The following is a 16,461-nucleotide window of genomic DNA, read 5'->3' on the forward strand; positions in this document are numbered from 1 at the left end:
CGCGGCTTCGAGGTCCGGGGGCCCCTACCGCTGGGCGAGCGGGTCGTACGCCTCGGCCATCGCCGGCGGATCGAGCAGGGAGCCGAACCGCTCGGATGCGGCGCGGTACTCCACCAGGTCCTTCACGAGGTACCTCTGATCCTGGATTGCGGAGCTGAGGAGCCCGGCCAGGCCGCTGTCGGCGCCAGCCCGTTCCATCCACGCGTCCTGCTCGGGGACGTCGAGGTGCTCCGGCCACGGATCGGAGACCGATAGGACCTGCAGGAGCTCCTGCATCCGGGCCACGCGCCGGTCGGGCGTCACGGCCGGACGGCGGTGGGTTCGCGGTCGAGGGTGACGCCGAACTTCCCGCGCACGGTGTCGGCGATCCGATCGGCGAAGGCGAGCAGCTCGGCGGCGGTGGCGCCGTCCTCGGTGGTGAGCGCCAGGCTGTGCCGCGACGACGTCCCGACGCGCCCCTCCCGCGTGCCGCGACCGAAGCCGGCGTGCTGCACCAGCCAGGCGGCGCTGAGCTTGACGTGCCCGTCGCCGGCCGGCCAGCTCGGGCAGCCCTCGACGGCGCGCTCGGCCGGGACGATCGGGTTCGTGAAGAAGGAGCCGGCGCTGCGGGAGTCGGGGTCGGCCGGGTCCCAGACCATGCCCTTGCCGCGGCGCAGGCCCAGCACGGCCTCGCGGACCTCGGCCAGCGGGGCGCGCTCCCCGATCTCCACGCCCAGGGTGCGGGCCAGCTCGGCGTAGCCGACCGGCCGTGACAGCGGGCTTGCCTCCAGGGCGAACTCCACCTCGAGGACGACGAAGCGCCCGGGCTCGCGCTTGAGCCGGCTGTCCCGGTAGGCGAACCCGCACTCGGCCGGGGTGAGCAGCTGCTCGGACTTCTCGGCGCGGTCGTACACGCGGACGACGGTGATCGTCTGCGCGACCTCCTGGCCGTAGGCGCCCACGTTCTGCACGGGCGTGGCGCCGGTCGACCCGGGGATGCCCGACAGCGCCTCCATCCCGGCGAGCTGCCCGGCGACGGTGTGCGCGACCAGCCCGTCCCAGTCCTCGCCGGCCTGCACGGTCAACCGGTCGCCGTCGCGCCGGATGCCACGGGTGCGGACGGCGACGACGTCACCGGGCCAGCCCTCGTCCGGCGCGACGACGTTGGAGCCGCCGCCGAGCAGGAGCAGCGGGCGGCCAGCCTCGTCTGCGTCCCGGACGGTGTCGACCAGCTCGTCGGCGGTCTCTGCCTCGAGCAACCGCTCGATCGGACCACCCACGGCGAGGGTGGTGAGGTCCGCCAGCCGGACGTCGTGTCGAACCTGCACGATGCCACGCTAGCCCGGACTACCCTCCATACCGGTGAGCGAGGCAGGGAGCGACCACAAGCAGCGGGCCTCGCTGTCCCCTCAGCCCCAGCGCAAGGCGCCGCGGCTGGCTGCCGGCCGGGCACGGGCCCTGGGACTCCCGACCCGGGGCACGACCAACGCCAACCGGCTGCGCCGCGTCGACCGCTGGCTGCTCGCCACCCAGATCCCGCGCCTGCGCGACTCCGCGCGACCGCTGGTCGTCGACCTCGGCTACGGCGCCTCCGCCGTCACCACGCTGGAGCTGGTCGAACGGCTGGCGCCCGAGGTCGACGGCCTCGAGGTCGTGGGCCTGGAGATCGATCCGGCCCGCGTGGCCGCGGTGGAGGCCGACCGCGACCCGCCGCGGGTGGACTTCCGCCTCGGCGGCTTCGAGCTGGCCGGCCTGCAGCCGGTGCTGGTGCGCGCCTTCAACGTGCTGCGCCAGTACGACGAGGAGTCGGCGGCTCGCGCGTGGACGACCATGTGCGCGGCGCTCGGGCCCGGCGGCCTGGTCGTGGAGGGCACCTGCGACGAGTGGGGACGGCGCTCGACGTGGGTCGCCCTCGACGCCGAGGGCCCGCTGACGCTCACACTGGCCGCACGGGTCTCCGACATCGCCACGCCCTCGGACCTGGCCGAGCGGCTGCCGAAGGCCCTCATCCACCACAACGTGCCGGGGCAGCCGGTGCACGAGTTCCTGCGTGCCTTCGACGTCGCGTGGGCCTCCGCCGCGGGGATGTCCACCTTCGGGCCGCGGCAGCGCTGGGTCGCCGCGGTCGAGGCGCTGGCCGAGCAGGGCTGGCCGCTGGTCGGCTCCTCCCGCCGGTGGCGGCACGGCGAGGTCACCGTGCGCTGGTCGGCGGTCGCCCCGGTCGAGTAGGCGACGTTCCCGCGGGAACGTCCACGGCACCGCGTTCGATGCCCGGCTCAGCTCAACGCCAGGCCTCGTCCCACTCCTGGGGGGGGCGTCGAGCAGCGCTCGTCGCGGTACTGCCCGGGCACCATCCACCACTCCTCGTCCGGCCCGCTCTCCAGCACCGTGGGATCGTCCGGGCCGCCCAGGCCGGGAACGTCGATGGACCACTGCTCCCACAACACGCCGATGTCCCAGTCCGGATAGATGCAGGTCCGGCCGACCGCGGCGTAGTACTGGCCTTCCCTGCTGCATCCCTGGGTGGTCGACAGCTCGAGAGGGACGTCATCGAGGGCGCAGCTGGCCGGGGACGACCCGCCGTGCGGCAGCGAACGGAGCTCGTCGCAGCGGTAGGGGCCGAGCATGACGAACGGCGTCGGCAGGTGGGCGGCCCGCACGCCGTGAACCTCGACCCAGGGCTGCCCCGTGGCGGCCGTCAGCCCGGCGTCGGGCAGGAAGACGACGGCGGCTTCGGCGGCCAGCCGCCGTTCGTCCCCGTCGGGGTAGGTGACCCTGCGCAGCCCCGAGCACTCGTACCGGTAGGACCGCACCGCTGCGCCGCCTTCGGTCACGCAGCCGTTCCACGCCGGGTCCTCGTCCAGCGGGCCGAGGTCGGTTCCGGCCAGATCGGCACAGGAAGGCAGCCCTGACGAGCCGGCCGCGGTGTCGTCCGCCCCGCTGTTCCGCATCGCCAGCCAGGTGACGACGGCGGCGGCCAGCACCACCGCGAGCACGAGAGCCACGAGCCGGCTGCCGTCCATCCGTCGGAGCATCAGACCTCCACGGTCTCGACCGGCAGCCAGCGCGCCGGCTGCTCCCTCACCTGTACACGCTCCGATGCACCCCGGGCGCTGCGAGTGCCGAGAAATTACTCGCGCCGGCCCGTCACGGGACGACGCTGCGGATCCGGTCGAGGACGGAATCCACCATGGCGACCTGCTGCTGTGCCGAGGCGCTGTGCGCGTGCAACGCCGCCTGGATGCTCAGGCCGTCGTTCAGGACGTGCAGCTCGTGGACGACGGCCTCGACGTCGACGTCGGGCCGCAGCTCGCCCTGCTCGCGCGCCTGGACGAGCCGGGTGCGCAGGGTGCTGCGGAACCCCTCCACCTCGCCCGCGTAGACGTCGACGAGCCGGGGGTTGCCGACGGCCTGCCCCCAGAAGCTCACCTCGACGACGGCGAGGAACCGGCGCCGCTCGTCCACGGGCAGGCACTCGACCATGTACTGGCGGACCGAGGCCAGGCCGGTCAGCTCCGGGTCCAGCCGGGCGCGCACCTCCGCGTGCGCGGCCAGCATGGCCGAGGCCATGAGCTCGGCCTTGTCCGCGAAGTAGTGCGCCAGGACCCCGATGGAGCAGCCGGCCTCGCGGGCGATGCCGCGGGTCGTCGCGCTGGCGATGCCCTCCCGCGCGATGACCCGCCAGGTCGCCTCGATGACCGACCGGCGGCGCTCGTCGTGATCGACGATCTTGGGCACGTCTCCTCCTGTGGGACGTCGCTCAGGACAGCGCCGGCCACCGGTCCATGAGGCCGAGGCGCTGCTCGAGCACGTGCGCGACCTGGAGGACGTCGATGTCCTGGTTCCGCCGGCCGACGATCTGCACGCCGACCGGGAGCCCGGCCTCGGTCCAGCCGCACGGGAGGGAGATGGCCGGCTGCCCGGTGAGGTTGAACGGGTTGAGCAGGAACGAGCGCCCCCGGGCGCCCAGCCGCACTCCGTCGATCTCCTGCGGCCCTGGGCCCGGCTCCGCGGACCAGGCCTCGAGCGGCATCGCGGGCGTGACGAGGAGGTCGATCTGCTCGAAGAGACTCCGGGCGGCGTCGTAGAGGCGGCCTCGCTGGATCTCGGCGGTCTTGAGGTCGACCGCCGAGTGCGACCGGCCGTACTCGATCAGCCGCAACAGGTCGTCCTCGAGCCACTCCGGTTGCTGGTCGGCGAACGGCCCGACGCCCACGGCGAGGCCGCTGCTGTGGATGACCCGGTGGAAGCGGCTCGGGTCCTCCCAGCCGGGGGCCTTCTCCTCGACCGCGCAGCCGAGCTCCTCCAGCACGGACACCGCGCCGGCGACGATCTGCGCCACCTCGGCGCTCACCGCCCCGTAGCCGAGGTCCGGGCTCCAGCGGACCTTCCGGCCGGCGAGCGGCCGCTCGGACTCCGCCGGCGGCGCGAACGGCTCCATCTCGCTGGTCAGCGACAACGGGTCGCGGTCGTCGCTCCCCGCCATCACCGACGTCATGAGGGCGGCGTCCGCCACGGTGCGGGTCAACGGGCCGACGTGCGTGCGGTGCGCCCAGTACTCGCGGATCGGGTGCACGGGGATCCGCCCGAACGAGGGCTTGAAGCCGACGACCCCGCACAGCGCCGCCGGGATCCGGATCGATCCCGCGCCGTCCGACCCCTGCGCCAGCGGGCCCAGGCCGGCGGCGACGGCCGCCGCCGCCCCGCCCGAGGATGCGCCGGTCGTCCGGGAGGTGTCCCACGGGTTCACCGTCGTCTCGGCGACCAGGTTGTCGGCCATGTCCTTCCAGCCGAAGGCCGGGGTGTTGGTCTTGCCGAGCAGGACGCCGCCGCTGGAGCGCAGCCGGCCGGCGACGACGCTGTCGCTGTCGGGGACGTTGTCCGCGAAGAACCGGGTGCCGTGCGTGGTGCGGATGCCGGCGGTGTCCTCCAGGTCCTTGATGGAGTACGGGATCCCGTCCATGGCGCTGATCCGCTCGCCCCGGGCGGCCCGCTCGGTGGCCGCGGCCGCCTCCGTCCGCGCGAGCTCCTCGGTGACGGTGAGGAACGCGTGCACCTGCGACCGCACCCGGGGGCGAGGCGAGCTTTTTCATATCAGTTGTCCGATAAAGACACCAGGCCCTGGCGCGGCGATCAGACGGCGACGGCGGCGCCGATCACCGACCGCGGATCGGCCGCTCCCCTCGGCGCCCCGTCGAGCGGGACGTCGATCAGGTGGGCGTGCCCGAAGCCCGCGACGTCGATGCCGGCCCGCTCCACCCGGTGGCCCCGCTCCTCGAGACCCGTCTGCCAGGACGACGGCGCGTGCTCCTCGATGCGGACCCGGTGCCGGTCGGGGCGGTCCCACAGGTCGAAGCCGGTGCCACCCTCGAGATCGAGGACCCAGCGCGGCGCGCTGAGCACGGTCCCCGGCTCCTGACCGCTGACGAGCAACCGGGCGAGCATCTGCAGCACGACCTGCGGCTGGGAGTCGCCACCCATGCTGCCGAGCACCGCGCGCAGCGACCCGTCGGGTCTCGTGACCAGCGCCGGGGCCAGCGTGGTCGGTGGGCGCCGGCCGGGCCGGTACTCGGCGGGGTGCCCCGGCTCGAGGCTGAACCCGATGCCCCGGTTGTGCAGGATGATGCCGGTACCCGGGACGGCGACGTGGCTGCCGTACCCCTTGGCGTTGGACTGGATGAGGCTGACGCCCATGCCGTTCCCGTCGGCGGCGCACAGGTAGATGGTGCCGCCGTCGCGATGCCGGTCACCCAGGCGAGCCGCCTGACCCGGGTCGAACATCGCGGCCCGTTCGGCCAGGCGCTCGGGCGCGACGAGCGCGGCGCCGTCCGCGCCCTCGAACAGGCGCTCCGGACGGTCGAACCCGGCCAGCCGTGCCGCTTCCACGGTCAGGTGGACCCAGGCCGGGTCGTCGGGATCCGCGACGATCCCCACCCGCTCGGCGATGCCCGCCCCGGCCAGACCCAGGTAGCCGGAGGAGTTCGGCGGGACGGTCCAGACCCGGTGCCCCCAGACGTCGAGGGCCAGGCCGTCCACCCAGTCGGCGAGCGGAGCGGCGAGGTCGTCCGCGCTGTACTCCCCCGCCCCCACCTCGAGCAGCCGCGCCCCGAACTCTCCGCCGTAGAACCCGTCCCGCCCCTCGGCGACGACGGCCCGCAGCATCCGGGCGGGCCCGGGCCGCCGCAGCAGATCGCCGGCCGCCACACCGGACCGGACGAGCTCGTCGCACCCGGTCACACCGGCTAGCGAGGGCAGGGTCGCCGCGAGCAGCGGGGACGCCGGGAAGCCCGACTCGGCCAGCTCGATCGCCGGCGCCAGCACGTCGCCGAGGGGCAGGTGTCCTAGTCGGTCGTGCAGCGTCAGCCACCCGTCCACGCACCCCGGTACCGGCGCGCTCCGGACGTCGCCGAGGAACGGCATCGACCGGTGCCCCTCGGCCCGGAGCCGATCCGGATCGGCCCCGCTGCCGGCGCGGCCGGAGGCGTTGAGCACCAGTGGCTCCGAGCTCCCCGCGCCGGGGCCGGCCACCAGCGCGAACAGGTCGCCGCCCATCCCGCACATGTGCGGTGTGGTGACCGTCAGGGCGGCGCTGGTCGCGATCGCGGCGTCCACGGCGTTCCCGCCGGCGCGCAGGACGGCGGCACCGGCGTCGGAGGCCAGCCGGTCCACGCTGCACACCAGTCCGCCGGGGCCCTCGACGGTCCCGGTCTCCCAGCTCACGACGCGCGCACCGACGGCGCGACGAGAGGCCACGGCCGCTCGCGCTCGAACAGCGCCGCGACCGACAGCAGCAGCGGGTCGCTGTGCCGCGGCCCGACGATCTGCATCCCGATCGGCATCCCCCGCGGCGACAGTCCGGCCGGGACGCTGATCGCCGGCACGCCGGTGATGTTCATGCCCATCGTCAGCCGGCCGGTGTTGCCGAGCCCCTCGACGTCGATGTCCCCGACGCGCTTCGGGCCCGGCCCTTCGGCGGCGTAGGGGTCGTCCGGGTTGGTCGCGGCGAGCACCAGGTCCACGGACTCGAACAGGTCGGCGAACGACTCGTTGAGCAGCTTGCGGAGCGGGTCGACCGCCGCCGCCTCGGCGATGGTGAAGGTCTCCGAGCGGGCCATCAGGGCCGCCACCTCCTCGGTGAGCAGCTCGCGGATCTGCGGCCAGTAGGCGTGCATGCCGTGCCACATCGTGGGCAGCGAGGCGCCGGCCCAGATCGCCGCCATGTCGGGCACGGTGAAGTCGACGTCGACCCGCCGCATCCCGGCAGCGGCGACGAGCGCCTCCGCCGCGTCCTCGATCGCGGCGACGACGTCGGGGTGCACGACCGCGCCTCCGAAGTCCGGCAGCACCGCGACCCGCAGGCCGGCGAGGTCGTGGCTGCCCAGCCCCGCCTCGAAGCCCTCCACGCGCGGCAGGCTGAACGGGTCCCGCAGATGGGCGCCGTTCGCGACGTCCAGCCAGCGGGCCGTGTCCCGGACCGAGCGGGACAGGCAGCCGACCATCGAGTGCAGCGGCTCGATCTGGGCCATCGGCGCGAAGGGGATGGTGCGGAAGCTCGTCTTGATGCCGACCAGCCCCGTGTAGCCGGCCGGGATGCGGATCGACCCGCCGCCGTCGGTGCCGGTGCCGATGGGCACCACTCCCCCGGCCACCGCGGCCGCGGTGCCCCCGCTCGAGCCGCCCGGCGTCAGCGCCGGGTTCCACGGGTTGCGGGTCGTGCCGTGCAGCTTCGTCGAGGTGTAGCCCACGAGGCCGAACTCGCTGCTGGTCGTCTGCACCACCGGGATCGCACCGCCGCGGTCGCGGATGCGCTCCACGTGCACCGTGGTGAAGGGCCCGGTCGTGCCCTCCAGGAGCTTGCTGCCCCGGGGGAACGGCCAGCCCTCCACCGGCTCGAGCTCCTTGACCGCGAACGGCACCCCGCCGAACGGCCGGGAGACGTCGGCGCTCCGGGCCGCGGCCAGGGCGTTCTCGGCGTCGACGTGGCTGACCGCGTTCAGGTCGCTGGCGTCGACCGCGTCGAGCACCGCCTGCACCGCCTCGACCGGGCTGATCTCCCGCGCGCGGAACGCGTCGACCAGCGAGCAGGCGTCCTGCAGCCAGGGCTCGGTCACGAGCCGCCCGTCCCGCCCGGGCGGGCGGTGCCGCCGTAGGTGGCCGGACCGGCGTCGGACCTGCGCCCGTCCCGGGCGAGGTCGACCGCGGCGGTGAGCGCGGCGAGGAACTCGTCGGCCACCCGCACGTGGAACGGGGACACCATCAGGTGCAGCCCGCCGGGCTGCCGGTTCGGATACCAGCCCTGCTCGGCGAGCGCCTCCGCGACGGCCTTCATGTCGACGTCCTCGCTGCCGAACTGGAACACGCACAGGTCCGGCGTCGAGGTGATCGACAGCCCTTCGATCGCCTCGATGCCGGCCATCAGGCGGCGGGTGGCGTCGCGCACCTTGGTGGCCTGGCGCAGGTAGCCGTCCTCGCCGAGGTGGCGCAGCGCCGCCCACGCGCCGGCGATCGGCGGCGCGGGGCGCGTGCCGGCGGCGGTGGGCGATCCGTAGAGCCCACCGCCCCAGGCGCCGTCGTCGAACCACCACTGGGTCCGGTACTGCTCGACGTCGCGGTGCAGGAGCACGCTGGCGCCCTTGAAGCTGTAGCCGTACTTGTGCAGGTCGGCGCTGATGCTCGTGACGCCGTCGACCCGGAAGTCCCACGGCGGTACCGGCTCCCCGAGGCGCTCCCAGAAGGGCAGCATCATCCCGCCCAGGCAGGCGTCCACGTGGCAGAGCACGCCCGCCTCGCGGGCGATCGCCGCGACCTCCTCCACGGGGTCGATGACGCCGTAGGGGTAGCACGGAGCGCTGGCCACCACCATGGCGGTGTCGGGTCCCACCGCGGCGCGCATCTCCTCGACGACGAGCCGGTAACCCTCGTCGACCGGCACCCGGATCTGCCGCATGCCGAGCAGGTGGCAGGCCTTGGCGAACGCCGGATGGGCCGTGATCGCGGTGACCAGCACGGGGTCGTCGATGCCGCGCTTGCGCGCCGTCTCCCGCGCGACGAGCACGGACATGAAGATCGACTCGGTGCCGCCGCTGGTCAGCCCGCCGGTGCCGGGGGTGCCGTGCAGGAGGCCGGCCACCATGTCCGCCGCCTCGCGCTCGAGCCGGGCCAGGCTCGGGAACCGGACCGGGTTGAGGGCGTTCTCCGCCAGGTACTCCCGGCTCACCTCGGCGAGCAGCTCCTCGAGCTCGTCGTCGTCCGGGTGGAAGATCAGGCCGAAGATGCGGCCGCTGCGCCAGTCGGCGTCGTCGTGCCGGTTGTCCCGCAGCCGGGCGAGCACGGCTGCGCTGTCCTGGCCCTCGACGGGCAGGTGGGGCGGTACGGCGGACACGGTGCCTCCCGATTGTGTCGGCGGTCACCATCCGCCGTCGGGCGCCGACACTATCGACCGCCCGATGCCACCGCCCCGGCCGTTCCCGTCTCCCGGCGCCGGCCCGGCACGCCCGGGAGCCCCGCGGTGGGCGGCTGGCACGATGGTGACGGTGAGAGTGCCGCCCGGTCCGACCCCGGTCGACGGCGGCACGGCCGAACTGCTGGCCGACGCCGACCGCGACGGCTCCTGGGTGCTGATGGTCGACGGCACGCCGCAGTCCCACGTCGACCTCGAGGAGCCGACGCACCTGGAGTTCGAGTACGTCCGCCGCATGGGTCACGTGCTGGACCTCGCGGCCGAGCCGGGCGCCCCGCTCGACGTCGTCCACCTGGGCGGAGGCGCGCTGACCCTCCCCCGGTACGTCGCCACCACGCGCCCCGGCTCGCGCCAGCGCGTGGTGGAGCACGACCAGGCGCTCACCGACCTGGTCCGCGAACACCTGCCGCTGCCCCGCAACGCCCGGGTGCGGGTCCGCGCCGACGACGCCCGCGCCGGGCTGGCCGCCCTCCGCCCGGCCGCCGCCGACGTCGTCCTCACCGACGTCTTCGCCGGGGCGCGAACGCCGGCGCACCTGACCAGCGTGGAATTCGTCCGCGAGGTCGCCCGGGTCCTGCGGCCGGGCGGGGTCTACGCCGCGAACGTGGCCGACGGGCCGCCGTTGCGCTTCGCCCGGGGCCAGGCGGCCACGCTGCGGGCGGTGTTCCGGCACGTCTGCCTGCTCGCCGAGCCGGGCACGATGCGCGGCCGCCGCTTCGGCAACCTGGTCGCCGTCGCGTCGGACACCGAGCTACCGCTCGCCGCGTTCACCCGCGCGTGTGCCCGTGACCCGATGCCCTCGCGGGTGGTCGACGGCGAGGACCTGCACCGCTTCGTGGGCCGGACGCAGCCGGTCACCGATGCCGACGCCCAGCCGTCCCCGGAGCCCCCGGCGGGCGTCTTCGGTCGATGACCGGGAGACCCGGATCAGCGGAGGACGCAGGTCACCAGCTGTTGCCGCGGGGCAGACCGCGCACTGCGGGGCGCACGTCGACCAGGTACACGATCCCGGCGATGACGGCGGGCAGCCCGAAGATGTCCAGTGGACCGCGGAAGTAGAGGGCGAGGACGGCCAGTGCCGTGATCGCCGCCCAGGCGGGCTTGGTGAGCTTGCCGGTCGCGACGAAGCCCGCCGCCGGACGGATCAGCGCGTCGACGAACGCCCAGAGGGCCAGCGCCAGAGCGCCCCAGTAGAGGGCGAACAGCAGCAACCCGTCGAACTCCGCCATGCCCGCGAGCCTACCCGCCGGCGGGCCGGCCACCGGGCCGGAGCGGGGCCGCACGCCACCCCTCCGGGTCGGCGCGGCGCACACCGGCACCCGGACACGACAGGGCCCCGGAGCGCCTGCTCAGCTCCGGGGCCCTGGTTCGTGGGGTGTGTCAGCTGTTGCGCTTGGCGGGCACAGCGGTGGGGTCGGTCCGCTTCGCGGACCGCGCCCGGGTGACACGGGCCGACGTCGTCTTGGTCGACGACTTGCTCGCGGCCGGGGTGTTCTTCTTGGCCGGCGCCTTCTTGGCGGTCGGGGCGTCCTTCTTGGTGGGCGCCTCGACGGCGTCCTCGAGCCCGTCCTTGGTGGCCTCCGCGGTCTCCTCGACCGAGGCCTCGGCCTTGGCGGCGACCTTCTCGGCCTTGGCCGCGGTCTTCTGCGCGATCGAGGTCACCTCGTTGGAGGCGTCGGTGACCGCCTCGGCGGTCTCCTCGAGGATGTCCTCCAGGGCGTCCTCGACGGTGTCGACGGCGCGCTCGGCGCGACGCACGACCCGGCGGAAGCCGGGCTGGCGGCGCAGGTCCTCGACGACCTCGGCGCCACGCTCGGCCAGGGTCTCCAGGGTGGCGGTCGCCTGGGTGCGGGCCGTCTCGACGAGCTGGGCGGCGGTGCTGCGCAGCGCGTCGGGACGCACGGCCTCGGTCAGCTGCTGCGCCGTGGTGCGCGCGGTACCGGCGGCCTCGGTGGCCCGAGTGCGGGCCTCCTTGACGGCGAGGTCGGCCTGGACCTGCGCCTCGCCGGGCAGGGCCTCGGCGGTGCTGCGGAACTGGTCGAGCACGGTCCTGGCGCGCTCGACGGCCAGGTCACCGGCGCCGACGAGGGCCAGGATCGGGGTGCGGGCCTGCTCGGCCAGGGTGCGGCCCTGGGCCACGGCGAGCTCGCCGTACTGCTTCACGGTCTGGGTGGGGGTCATGCCGACTCCTTGGAAGGGTGGGGGGCGTTCTCGGGTGCTGTCTGGGCTCCGGCCTGCGCTGGGGCCTCGCGCACCGCACTGGTGGAGTGCTCACGGACGTAGGTCTCGTAGAGCTCCAGCAGCACGGCCTTGTGCCGTTCGGACAGCGCTTCGTCCGAGCGGATCGCCGCCACGGTGTCCGGGTTGCCGGACCTCCGGTCGAGGATCCCCGCCTGCTCGTAGAGCGACTCGGCCGAGATCTTCAGGCCCCGGGCGATCGACGCGAGGATCTCCGCTGACGGCTTGCGGAGACCTCGCTCCACCTGGGACAGGTAGGGGTTGCTGACTCCCGCGGTGCGGGCCAGCTCTCGCAGGGACACCCGGGCGGCACTGCGCTGCTCGCGGATGTAGTTGCCCACCTGCGAGCCGACGGACGTGACGTTGCCCGCCGAGGTGGTGGTCGCCTCGGCGACCGACTCCGCCACGCTGCCGGCGACCCGGTCCACCTTGTCGCGGACCGTGCTCACCTGCTCGCGGACGAAGTCACCGGGTGTCTGCACGGGTACGACACTATCCCCGGGTGCTAGCTCTTGCAAGCGCTAGTGCTAGCAGTGGGCTGTCAGACGGGTCACACCCGAAACAGCAGCTCAGGAGCCGAGTACCGCCGCCGGTCGCACCACGCCGACCTGCTCCGCCCCGCCGGTGACGGACGCGTGCAACCACGGAGCGAGCGCCTCCGCCGGCACGCCCAGCCGGCGCAGACCGCCGGCCAGTGCCGGCATCCGGCCGCGGTCCCCGCCGTCGTCGAGCTTGAGCGCCACGGCCCCGGCGCCGGGCAGCGCGGCGACGTGCACGCCGTCGGCCCCTCCCTTGACCAGGAGGCCCGGGACGGCGCGCATCAGGTCCGTGTCCTCGCGGCCGGTCCCCGCGACGAACCACGGCTCGGCCCGCATGCCGTCCGCGACAGCCCGCTCGTGCGAGCCGGCCTCCGCCTGCACCAGCGACAGGACGCCGCGCGCCAGGCCGGTGGGCGAGAGCGCGTGCTGCGGCGCGCCGCATCCGTCCACGACGACGGCGGTCACCTGCTCGCCGGCCGCCTCGGACAACCGGGACTCGATCGCCTGCTGCAGCGGGTGGTCACGGTCGAGATAGCCCTCGACCGGCCAGCCGGAGGCCACGCAGGCCGACAGCATCGCCGCGTGCTTGCCCGAGCAGTTCATCGCCGTCCGCTGCGGCGCCCGGCCCCCGGTCAGCCAGGCCGCCCGGGTCGGCTCGTGCGACGGCAGCGCAGGCGGGCAGCCGAGGTGATCCGGGTCCAGGCCGACGGCGCCGAGCATGGCGGCGGCCAGTTCCCGGTGCCCGTCCTCACCGCTGTGCGAACCGGCGCCGATGGCGAGCTCCCGGGCCGATCGGGGCGTCCAACCGGCGGCCAGGAGCGCGGTCGCCTGGACCGGCTTGTTGGACGAACGGGGCAGCATCGGCCGGTCGACCGCACCCGCGGCGAACCGCACCTCGCCGTCCGGACCGAGGACGACGAGCGAGCCGCGGTGCACGGACTCCAGGAACCCCGACCGCTCGACCTCGACCAGGACCGGGTTGTCGGGCCATTCGGCCCCCGTGCAGGGGCCCGCCGCGAGCGTGCGAGCGGTGGGGGGCACGGGGTCCTTACCGGCCTTCGTCGGCGAGCAGGGCGGCGACGTCGGCCTCGCCGTCGCGGTAGCGGCGGCCGAGCTCGGCGGCGAGCGCGTCCATGACCTGCTGCACCCCGCGGCGGCGCTCCGACAGGCCGCTCTCGGCACGGGCGAGGGCCTTGGCGCCCCGCTCCAGCTTGGCGTCGGTGAGCTCGGAGATCGAGGAGAGGTCGACCCCCGGGGTCAGGGAGTTGACCCAGGACTCGTAGGCGTCGGGGTTGGACGGCTGGACGGTCTGGTGCCGGCCGAGACCGTGGGCGGGGCCGCGTCCCTTCTCGGCGAGGATCTCCGGCAGCAGGTCGACCAGCGACCGGCCGTCGTCCTCGGCCCGGCGCTGCATCTCGCGGCGGACGATGTCCAGCCGGCCCTGCAGCAGCCGCCGCGTGTAGGAGAGGTTGACCTCCACCTGCTCCGCCTGGCGGCGCAGCGCGCGGACCTCGGCCATCGACCGCTTGGTCGCGTCCTCGAGGAACCCGGGCACCAGCAGGGCGTCGACGGCGTCGCCACCGGCGGGGGTGGGCTTGGGACTCACGGTGCGGCCTCCATCGGCGTGCTGCCCCCGGGCGTGCGGGTGTCGTCGGTCGTGATCGGCGGTCGCCGGGGAGCGTAGGACAGCGCCCGGGCCATTCCCAGCCGCAGGGCCGCCCGGCGGGCGCGCCGCGTCACGCCCGCGGGATCGACGCGGACCGGACGGCGCGGATGCGGTCGCGGGCGGCGGCGCGGTCCTCGTCGATCTCGAGCGCTGCGTCGTCCGGGTCGATGGCAGCGGACGACCCGCCCACCACGAGCGCGGCGTCGGGGGCCACCGACTGCTTGACCAGCGCCAGCGCGATGACGCCCAGCTCGTGGTGCCGCACCACGCTGCCCACGCGGCCGACCTCCCGGGTGCCGGCCAGTACCGGCGCACCCGGCTCGGCGAGGTCCTCGCTGATGCCGTCGAGGTGCAGCAGCACCAGCCGGCGCGGCGGCCGCCCCAGGTTGTGCACGCGGGCGACCGTCTCCTGCCCGCGGTAGCAGCCCTTGTCGAGGTGCACGGCGCTGGTCAGCCACTCGAGTTCGTTCGGGATCGTCCGGTGGTCGCTGTCCACGCCCAGCCGCGGGCGCCGGGCCTCCACGCGCAGCGCCTCGTAGGCCTGCACGCCGGCGAGCCCCGCGCCGGCCGCGAGGAGCCGGTCGGCGACGTCGCCGACCGAGGCGCGCGGCACGACCAGGTCGACCAGCAGCGAGCCGCCGTCGCCGATCGGGCGCATCCGGCGGACGAAGCCGCCGTCGGCCAGCGGCTCGACGCCGTACTCGGTCGCCGGGGCCGGCAGGCCGGCCGCGGACAGCACGTCCAGCGTCGTCCGCCCGACCAGCGAGAGGACCGCCCACTGCTCGCTGACCAGCTGCGGCTCGACGCGCAGCATGAACCGCATCTTCTCGAGGAAGGCGTGCAGCGCCGCGCCGGTGCCGGGCTCGACGTCGGCCCAGGTGGTGCCGCCGAGCTCGGCGATCACGAGGTGGTGCTCCACGTGCCCGTTGGGCGAGAGGACGAGCGCCTCGCTGCCGGTGGCGTCGGCCAGCCGGTCGAGGTGCTGGCTGGTCAGGCTGTGCAGCCAGGAGAGCCGGTCGGCGCCCGGGACGACCAGGACGTCGCGGTCGCTGCGGTCCACCAGCCCGGCGCCCTCGGCGAGCAGCCGCTGCTCGCGCAGGGGGTCCCCGTAATGAGCGGCCACGGCGCGGGCGGCGTCCACCGGCTTCTCCTCGGCGACGGCTCCCGGGCGGGACAGCAGGGTGGAACTCATGGGATCTCCGATCCGGCTCGTTCACGGCACGCCCGGCAGGTCCCGGACAAGGCGACGTGCCCCACGTCCACGGTGAAACCCAGATCGGCGGCCAGACGTTCCGCCGCGTCGTCGAGCAGGTCCGGGGCGACCGACGTGATCTCCCCGCACGAGGCGCAGACGACGTGCGGGTGCGGGTGCTCGGAGGCGTGGTAGACCGGCGCGCCCTTGCCCAGGTGCGTGTGCCAGACCAGGCCGAGCTGCTCGAGCAGCTCCAGGTTCCGGTAGACCGTCGAGGCGTCGGGTGCCGAGCCCTCCGCGCCGGCCTCCTCGCGCAGCCGCGCCCCGATCGCCTCAGGCGTCGCGTGCTCCAGCGCCGCCACCGCCGCGAGCACCCGCCTGCGCTGCGGCGTCAGGCGCAGGCCGCGCTCGCGCAGCCGCTCGGCCAGCGGCGCGGCCGCCTCGCCGACCGCGCCCCCGATCCGCTGGCCCTCGTGCCCCATGCCGCGACCTTATGCCCGGGGTCGGGCAGTCTGGACCGGTGACCGATCAGCGCAGTGTCGCGATCTGGCGGGACGGCGTGGCCGTCGCCGTTCCCGCGGAGGAGCCCGTGGTGACCGCCGCGGACCAGGGCCTGGTCCGCGGGGACGGCGCGTTCGAGTCGGTGGCGGTGATCGACGGGGCGACACCGCACCTGGCCGACCACCTGGCCCGGCTGGTGCGATCCGCGGCACTGCTGGAGATCCCGCACCCCGGTGACGGGGTCTGGCGCGCCCTCGTGGACGCGGTGCTGGCCGAGTGGCCGACGGGGACCGAGGGCGTCGTCCGGCTGCTCCTCACCCGCGGCCCCGGGGGCGGCGCCCCGCCCACGGCGCTGGCACTCCTGGCGCCCGTGCCGGCCGAGACCCTCCGCCAGCGCAGCACCGGCGTCTCCGTCGTCAGCCTCTCCCTCGGCGTCCCGGCGGACTTCCGCTCGCGGGCGCCGTGGCTGCTGGGCGGCGCGAAGACGCTCTCCTACGCGGTGAACATGGCGGCCTACCGGCACGCGGCCCGGCTCGGCGCGGACGACGTCGTCCTCACCTCGCTCGAAGGGCAGCTGCTCGAGGGCCCGACGTCGACGGTCGCGTGGGCCGCGGACGGCACGCTGCACACGCCACCGCTGGACACCGGCATCCTGGCGGGCACGACCGTCGCCCGGCTGTTCGAGCGCGCCGACGCCGCGGGCTGGCCGACGGCGCGGACCGCTGGCACCGTGGACGACCTGCACGCCGCCGACGCCGTGTGGCTGCTGTCGGGCGTGCGCGGCGCCGCCCCCGTGCACACGCTCGACGGCGTGCGCCGCGGGGACGCCGGACTGACGGTGCGGGTGCGGGAACTGCTCGCCGGGTAGCGTGGACCCACGGTGCGC

Annotated in this window: 18 protein-coding genes; 3 read left to right on the top strand and 15 right to left on the bottom strand. The window is 74.9% G+C overall.

All coding sequences use genetic code 11. The features are described 5' to 3' along the window. Positions 1-24: 24 nt before the first annotated feature. Together BN344_RS11660 and BN344_RS11665 are read right to left on the bottom strand one after the other, a co-directional pair. The gene (locus BN344_RS11660) at positions 25-303 is read right to left on the bottom strand and encodes a hypothetical protein (protein ID WP_040338625.1); all 279 of its coding nucleotides are present in this window, start codon (positions 301-303) and stop codon (positions 25-27) included. Beyond that, the gene (locus tag BN344_RS11665; protein WP_040338626.1) at positions 300-1,307 is read right to left on the bottom strand and encodes a UDP-N-acetylmuramate dehydrogenase; all 1,008 of its coding nucleotides are present in this window, start codon (positions 1,305-1,307) and stop codon (positions 300-302) included. The genes BN344_RS11660 and BN344_RS11665 overlap by 4 nt, the downstream gene beginning before the upstream one ends. A 34-nt stretch (positions 1,308-1,341) precedes the next feature. On the opposite strand from BN344_RS11665, the gene BN344_RS11670 reads away from it, so the two are divergent. Further along, positions 1,342-2,208, top strand: coding sequence for a class I SAM-dependent methyltransferase (locus BN344_RS11670; protein ID WP_040338627.1), 867 nt, complete (start codon positions 1,342-1,344; stop codon positions 2,206-2,208). A 47-nt stretch (positions 2,209-2,255) separates the two neighbouring features. Here BN344_RS11670 and BN344_RS11675 read toward each other — a convergent pair whose 3' ends face one another. The 6 genes from BN344_RS11675 to BN344_RS11700 form a co-directional block, all read right to left on the bottom strand. Then, positions 2,256-3,014, bottom strand: coding sequence for a hypothetical protein (locus BN344_RS11675; RefSeq protein WP_040338628.1), 759 nt, complete (start codon positions 3,012-3,014; stop codon positions 2,256-2,258). Between the two features lie 112 nt (positions 3,015-3,126). Further along, a complete protein-coding gene (locus BN344_RS11680; RefSeq protein WP_051515816.1) occupies positions 3,127-3,717 on the bottom strand; it encodes a TetR/AcrR family transcriptional regulator in 591 nt (196 codons plus the stop codon). A 22-nt stretch (positions 3,718-3,739) separates the two neighbouring features. After that, entirely contained in the window at positions 3,740-5,047 is a 1,308-nt protein-coding gene (locus tag BN344_RS11685) for an amidase (RefSeq protein ID WP_051515817.1), read from the bottom strand. A gap of 65 nt (positions 5,048-5,112) precedes the next feature. Then, positions 5,113-6,699 carry a gamma-glutamyltransferase family protein gene (locus BN344_RS11690; RefSeq protein WP_051515922.1) on the bottom strand — a complete coding sequence of 529 codons (1,587 nt, stop codon included), beginning with the start codon at positions 6,697-6,699 and terminating at the stop codon, positions 5,113-5,115. Then, positions 6,696-8,090: an amidase gene (locus BN344_RS11695; RefSeq protein ID WP_040338629.1), complete on the bottom strand. Its 1,395-nt coding sequence runs from the start codon at positions 8,088-8,090 to the stop codon at positions 6,696-6,698. Before BN344_RS11695 ends, BN344_RS11690 begins: the two co-directional genes overlap by 4 nt. Continuing rightward, the gene (locus BN344_RS11700) at positions 8,087-9,361 is read right to left on the bottom strand and encodes a pyridoxal phosphate-dependent decarboxylase family protein (protein ID WP_051515818.1); all 1,275 of its coding nucleotides are present in this window, start codon (positions 9,359-9,361) and stop codon (positions 8,087-8,089) included. The genes BN344_RS11695 and BN344_RS11700 overlap by 4 nt, the downstream gene beginning before the upstream one ends. A 142-nt stretch (positions 9,362-9,503) precedes the next feature. Between BN344_RS11700 and BN344_RS11705 the strand changes: the two genes are divergently transcribed. Then, positions 9,504-10,352, top strand: coding sequence for a spermidine synthase (locus BN344_RS11705; RefSeq protein WP_051515819.1), 849 nt, complete (start codon positions 9,504-9,506; stop codon positions 10,350-10,352). Between the two features lie 31 nt (positions 10,353-10,383). On the opposite strand, the gene BN344_RS11710 is transcribed toward BN344_RS11705, so the two are convergent. The 7 genes from BN344_RS11710 to BN344_RS11740 form a co-directional block, all read right to left on the bottom strand. Beyond that, positions 10,384-10,668 carry a DUF2516 family protein gene (locus tag BN344_RS11710; RefSeq protein WP_040338630.1) on the bottom strand — a complete coding sequence of 95 codons (285 nt, stop codon included), beginning with the start codon at positions 10,666-10,668 and terminating at the stop codon, positions 10,384-10,386. Between the two features lie 151 nt (positions 10,669-10,819). After that, complete coding sequence (locus BN344_RS11715) at positions 10,820-11,620, bottom strand: hypothetical protein (protein ID WP_040338631.1); 801 nt, start codon at positions 11,618-11,620, stop codon at positions 10,820-10,822. Beyond that, positions 11,617-12,159, bottom strand: coding sequence for a helix-turn-helix domain-containing protein (locus BN344_RS11720; protein ID WP_040338632.1), 543 nt, complete (start codon positions 12,157-12,159; stop codon positions 11,617-11,619). The genes BN344_RS11715 and BN344_RS11720 overlap by 4 nt, the downstream gene beginning before the upstream one ends. An 87-nt stretch (positions 12,160-12,246) precedes the next feature. Then, the gene (locus BN344_RS11725; RefSeq protein ID WP_155858851.1) at positions 12,247-13,257 is read right to left on the bottom strand and encodes an asparaginase; all 1,011 of its coding nucleotides are present in this window, start codon (positions 13,255-13,257) and stop codon (positions 12,247-12,249) included. Between the two features lie 7 nt (positions 13,258-13,264). Further along, the gene (locus BN344_RS11730) at positions 13,265-13,822 is read right to left on the bottom strand and encodes an RsiG family protein (protein WP_040338633.1); all 558 of its coding nucleotides are present in this window, start codon (positions 13,820-13,822) and stop codon (positions 13,265-13,267) included. A gap of 130 nt (positions 13,823-13,952) precedes the next feature. Continuing rightward, on the bottom strand, positions 13,953-15,074 hold the full coding sequence (gene ygfZ, locus BN344_RS11735) for a CAF17-like 4Fe-4S cluster assembly/insertion protein YgfZ (RefSeq protein WP_040338634.1): 1,122 nt from the start codon (positions 15,072-15,074) through the stop codon (positions 13,953-13,955). Beyond that, positions 15,071-15,556: a Fur family transcriptional regulator gene (locus tag BN344_RS11740; protein WP_051515820.1), complete on the bottom strand. Its 486-nt coding sequence runs from the start codon at positions 15,554-15,556 to the stop codon at positions 15,071-15,073. The genes ygfZ and BN344_RS11740 overlap by 4 nt, the downstream gene beginning before the upstream one ends. 38 nt (positions 15,557-15,594) lie before the next feature. Between BN344_RS11740 and BN344_RS11745 the strand changes: the two genes are divergently transcribed. After that, complete coding sequence (locus tag BN344_RS11745; RefSeq protein ID WP_051515821.1) at positions 15,595-16,443, top strand: aminotransferase class IV; 849 nt, start codon at positions 15,595-15,597, stop codon at positions 16,441-16,443. The last annotated feature ends 18 nt before the right edge of the window (positions 16,444-16,461 follow it).

The organism is Candidatus Blastococcus massiliensis AP3, from assembly GCF_000582785.1.
GTDB classification, from domain to species: domain Bacteria; phylum Actinomycetota; class Actinomycetes; order Mycobacteriales; family Geodermatophilaceae; genus Blastococcus; species Blastococcus massiliensis.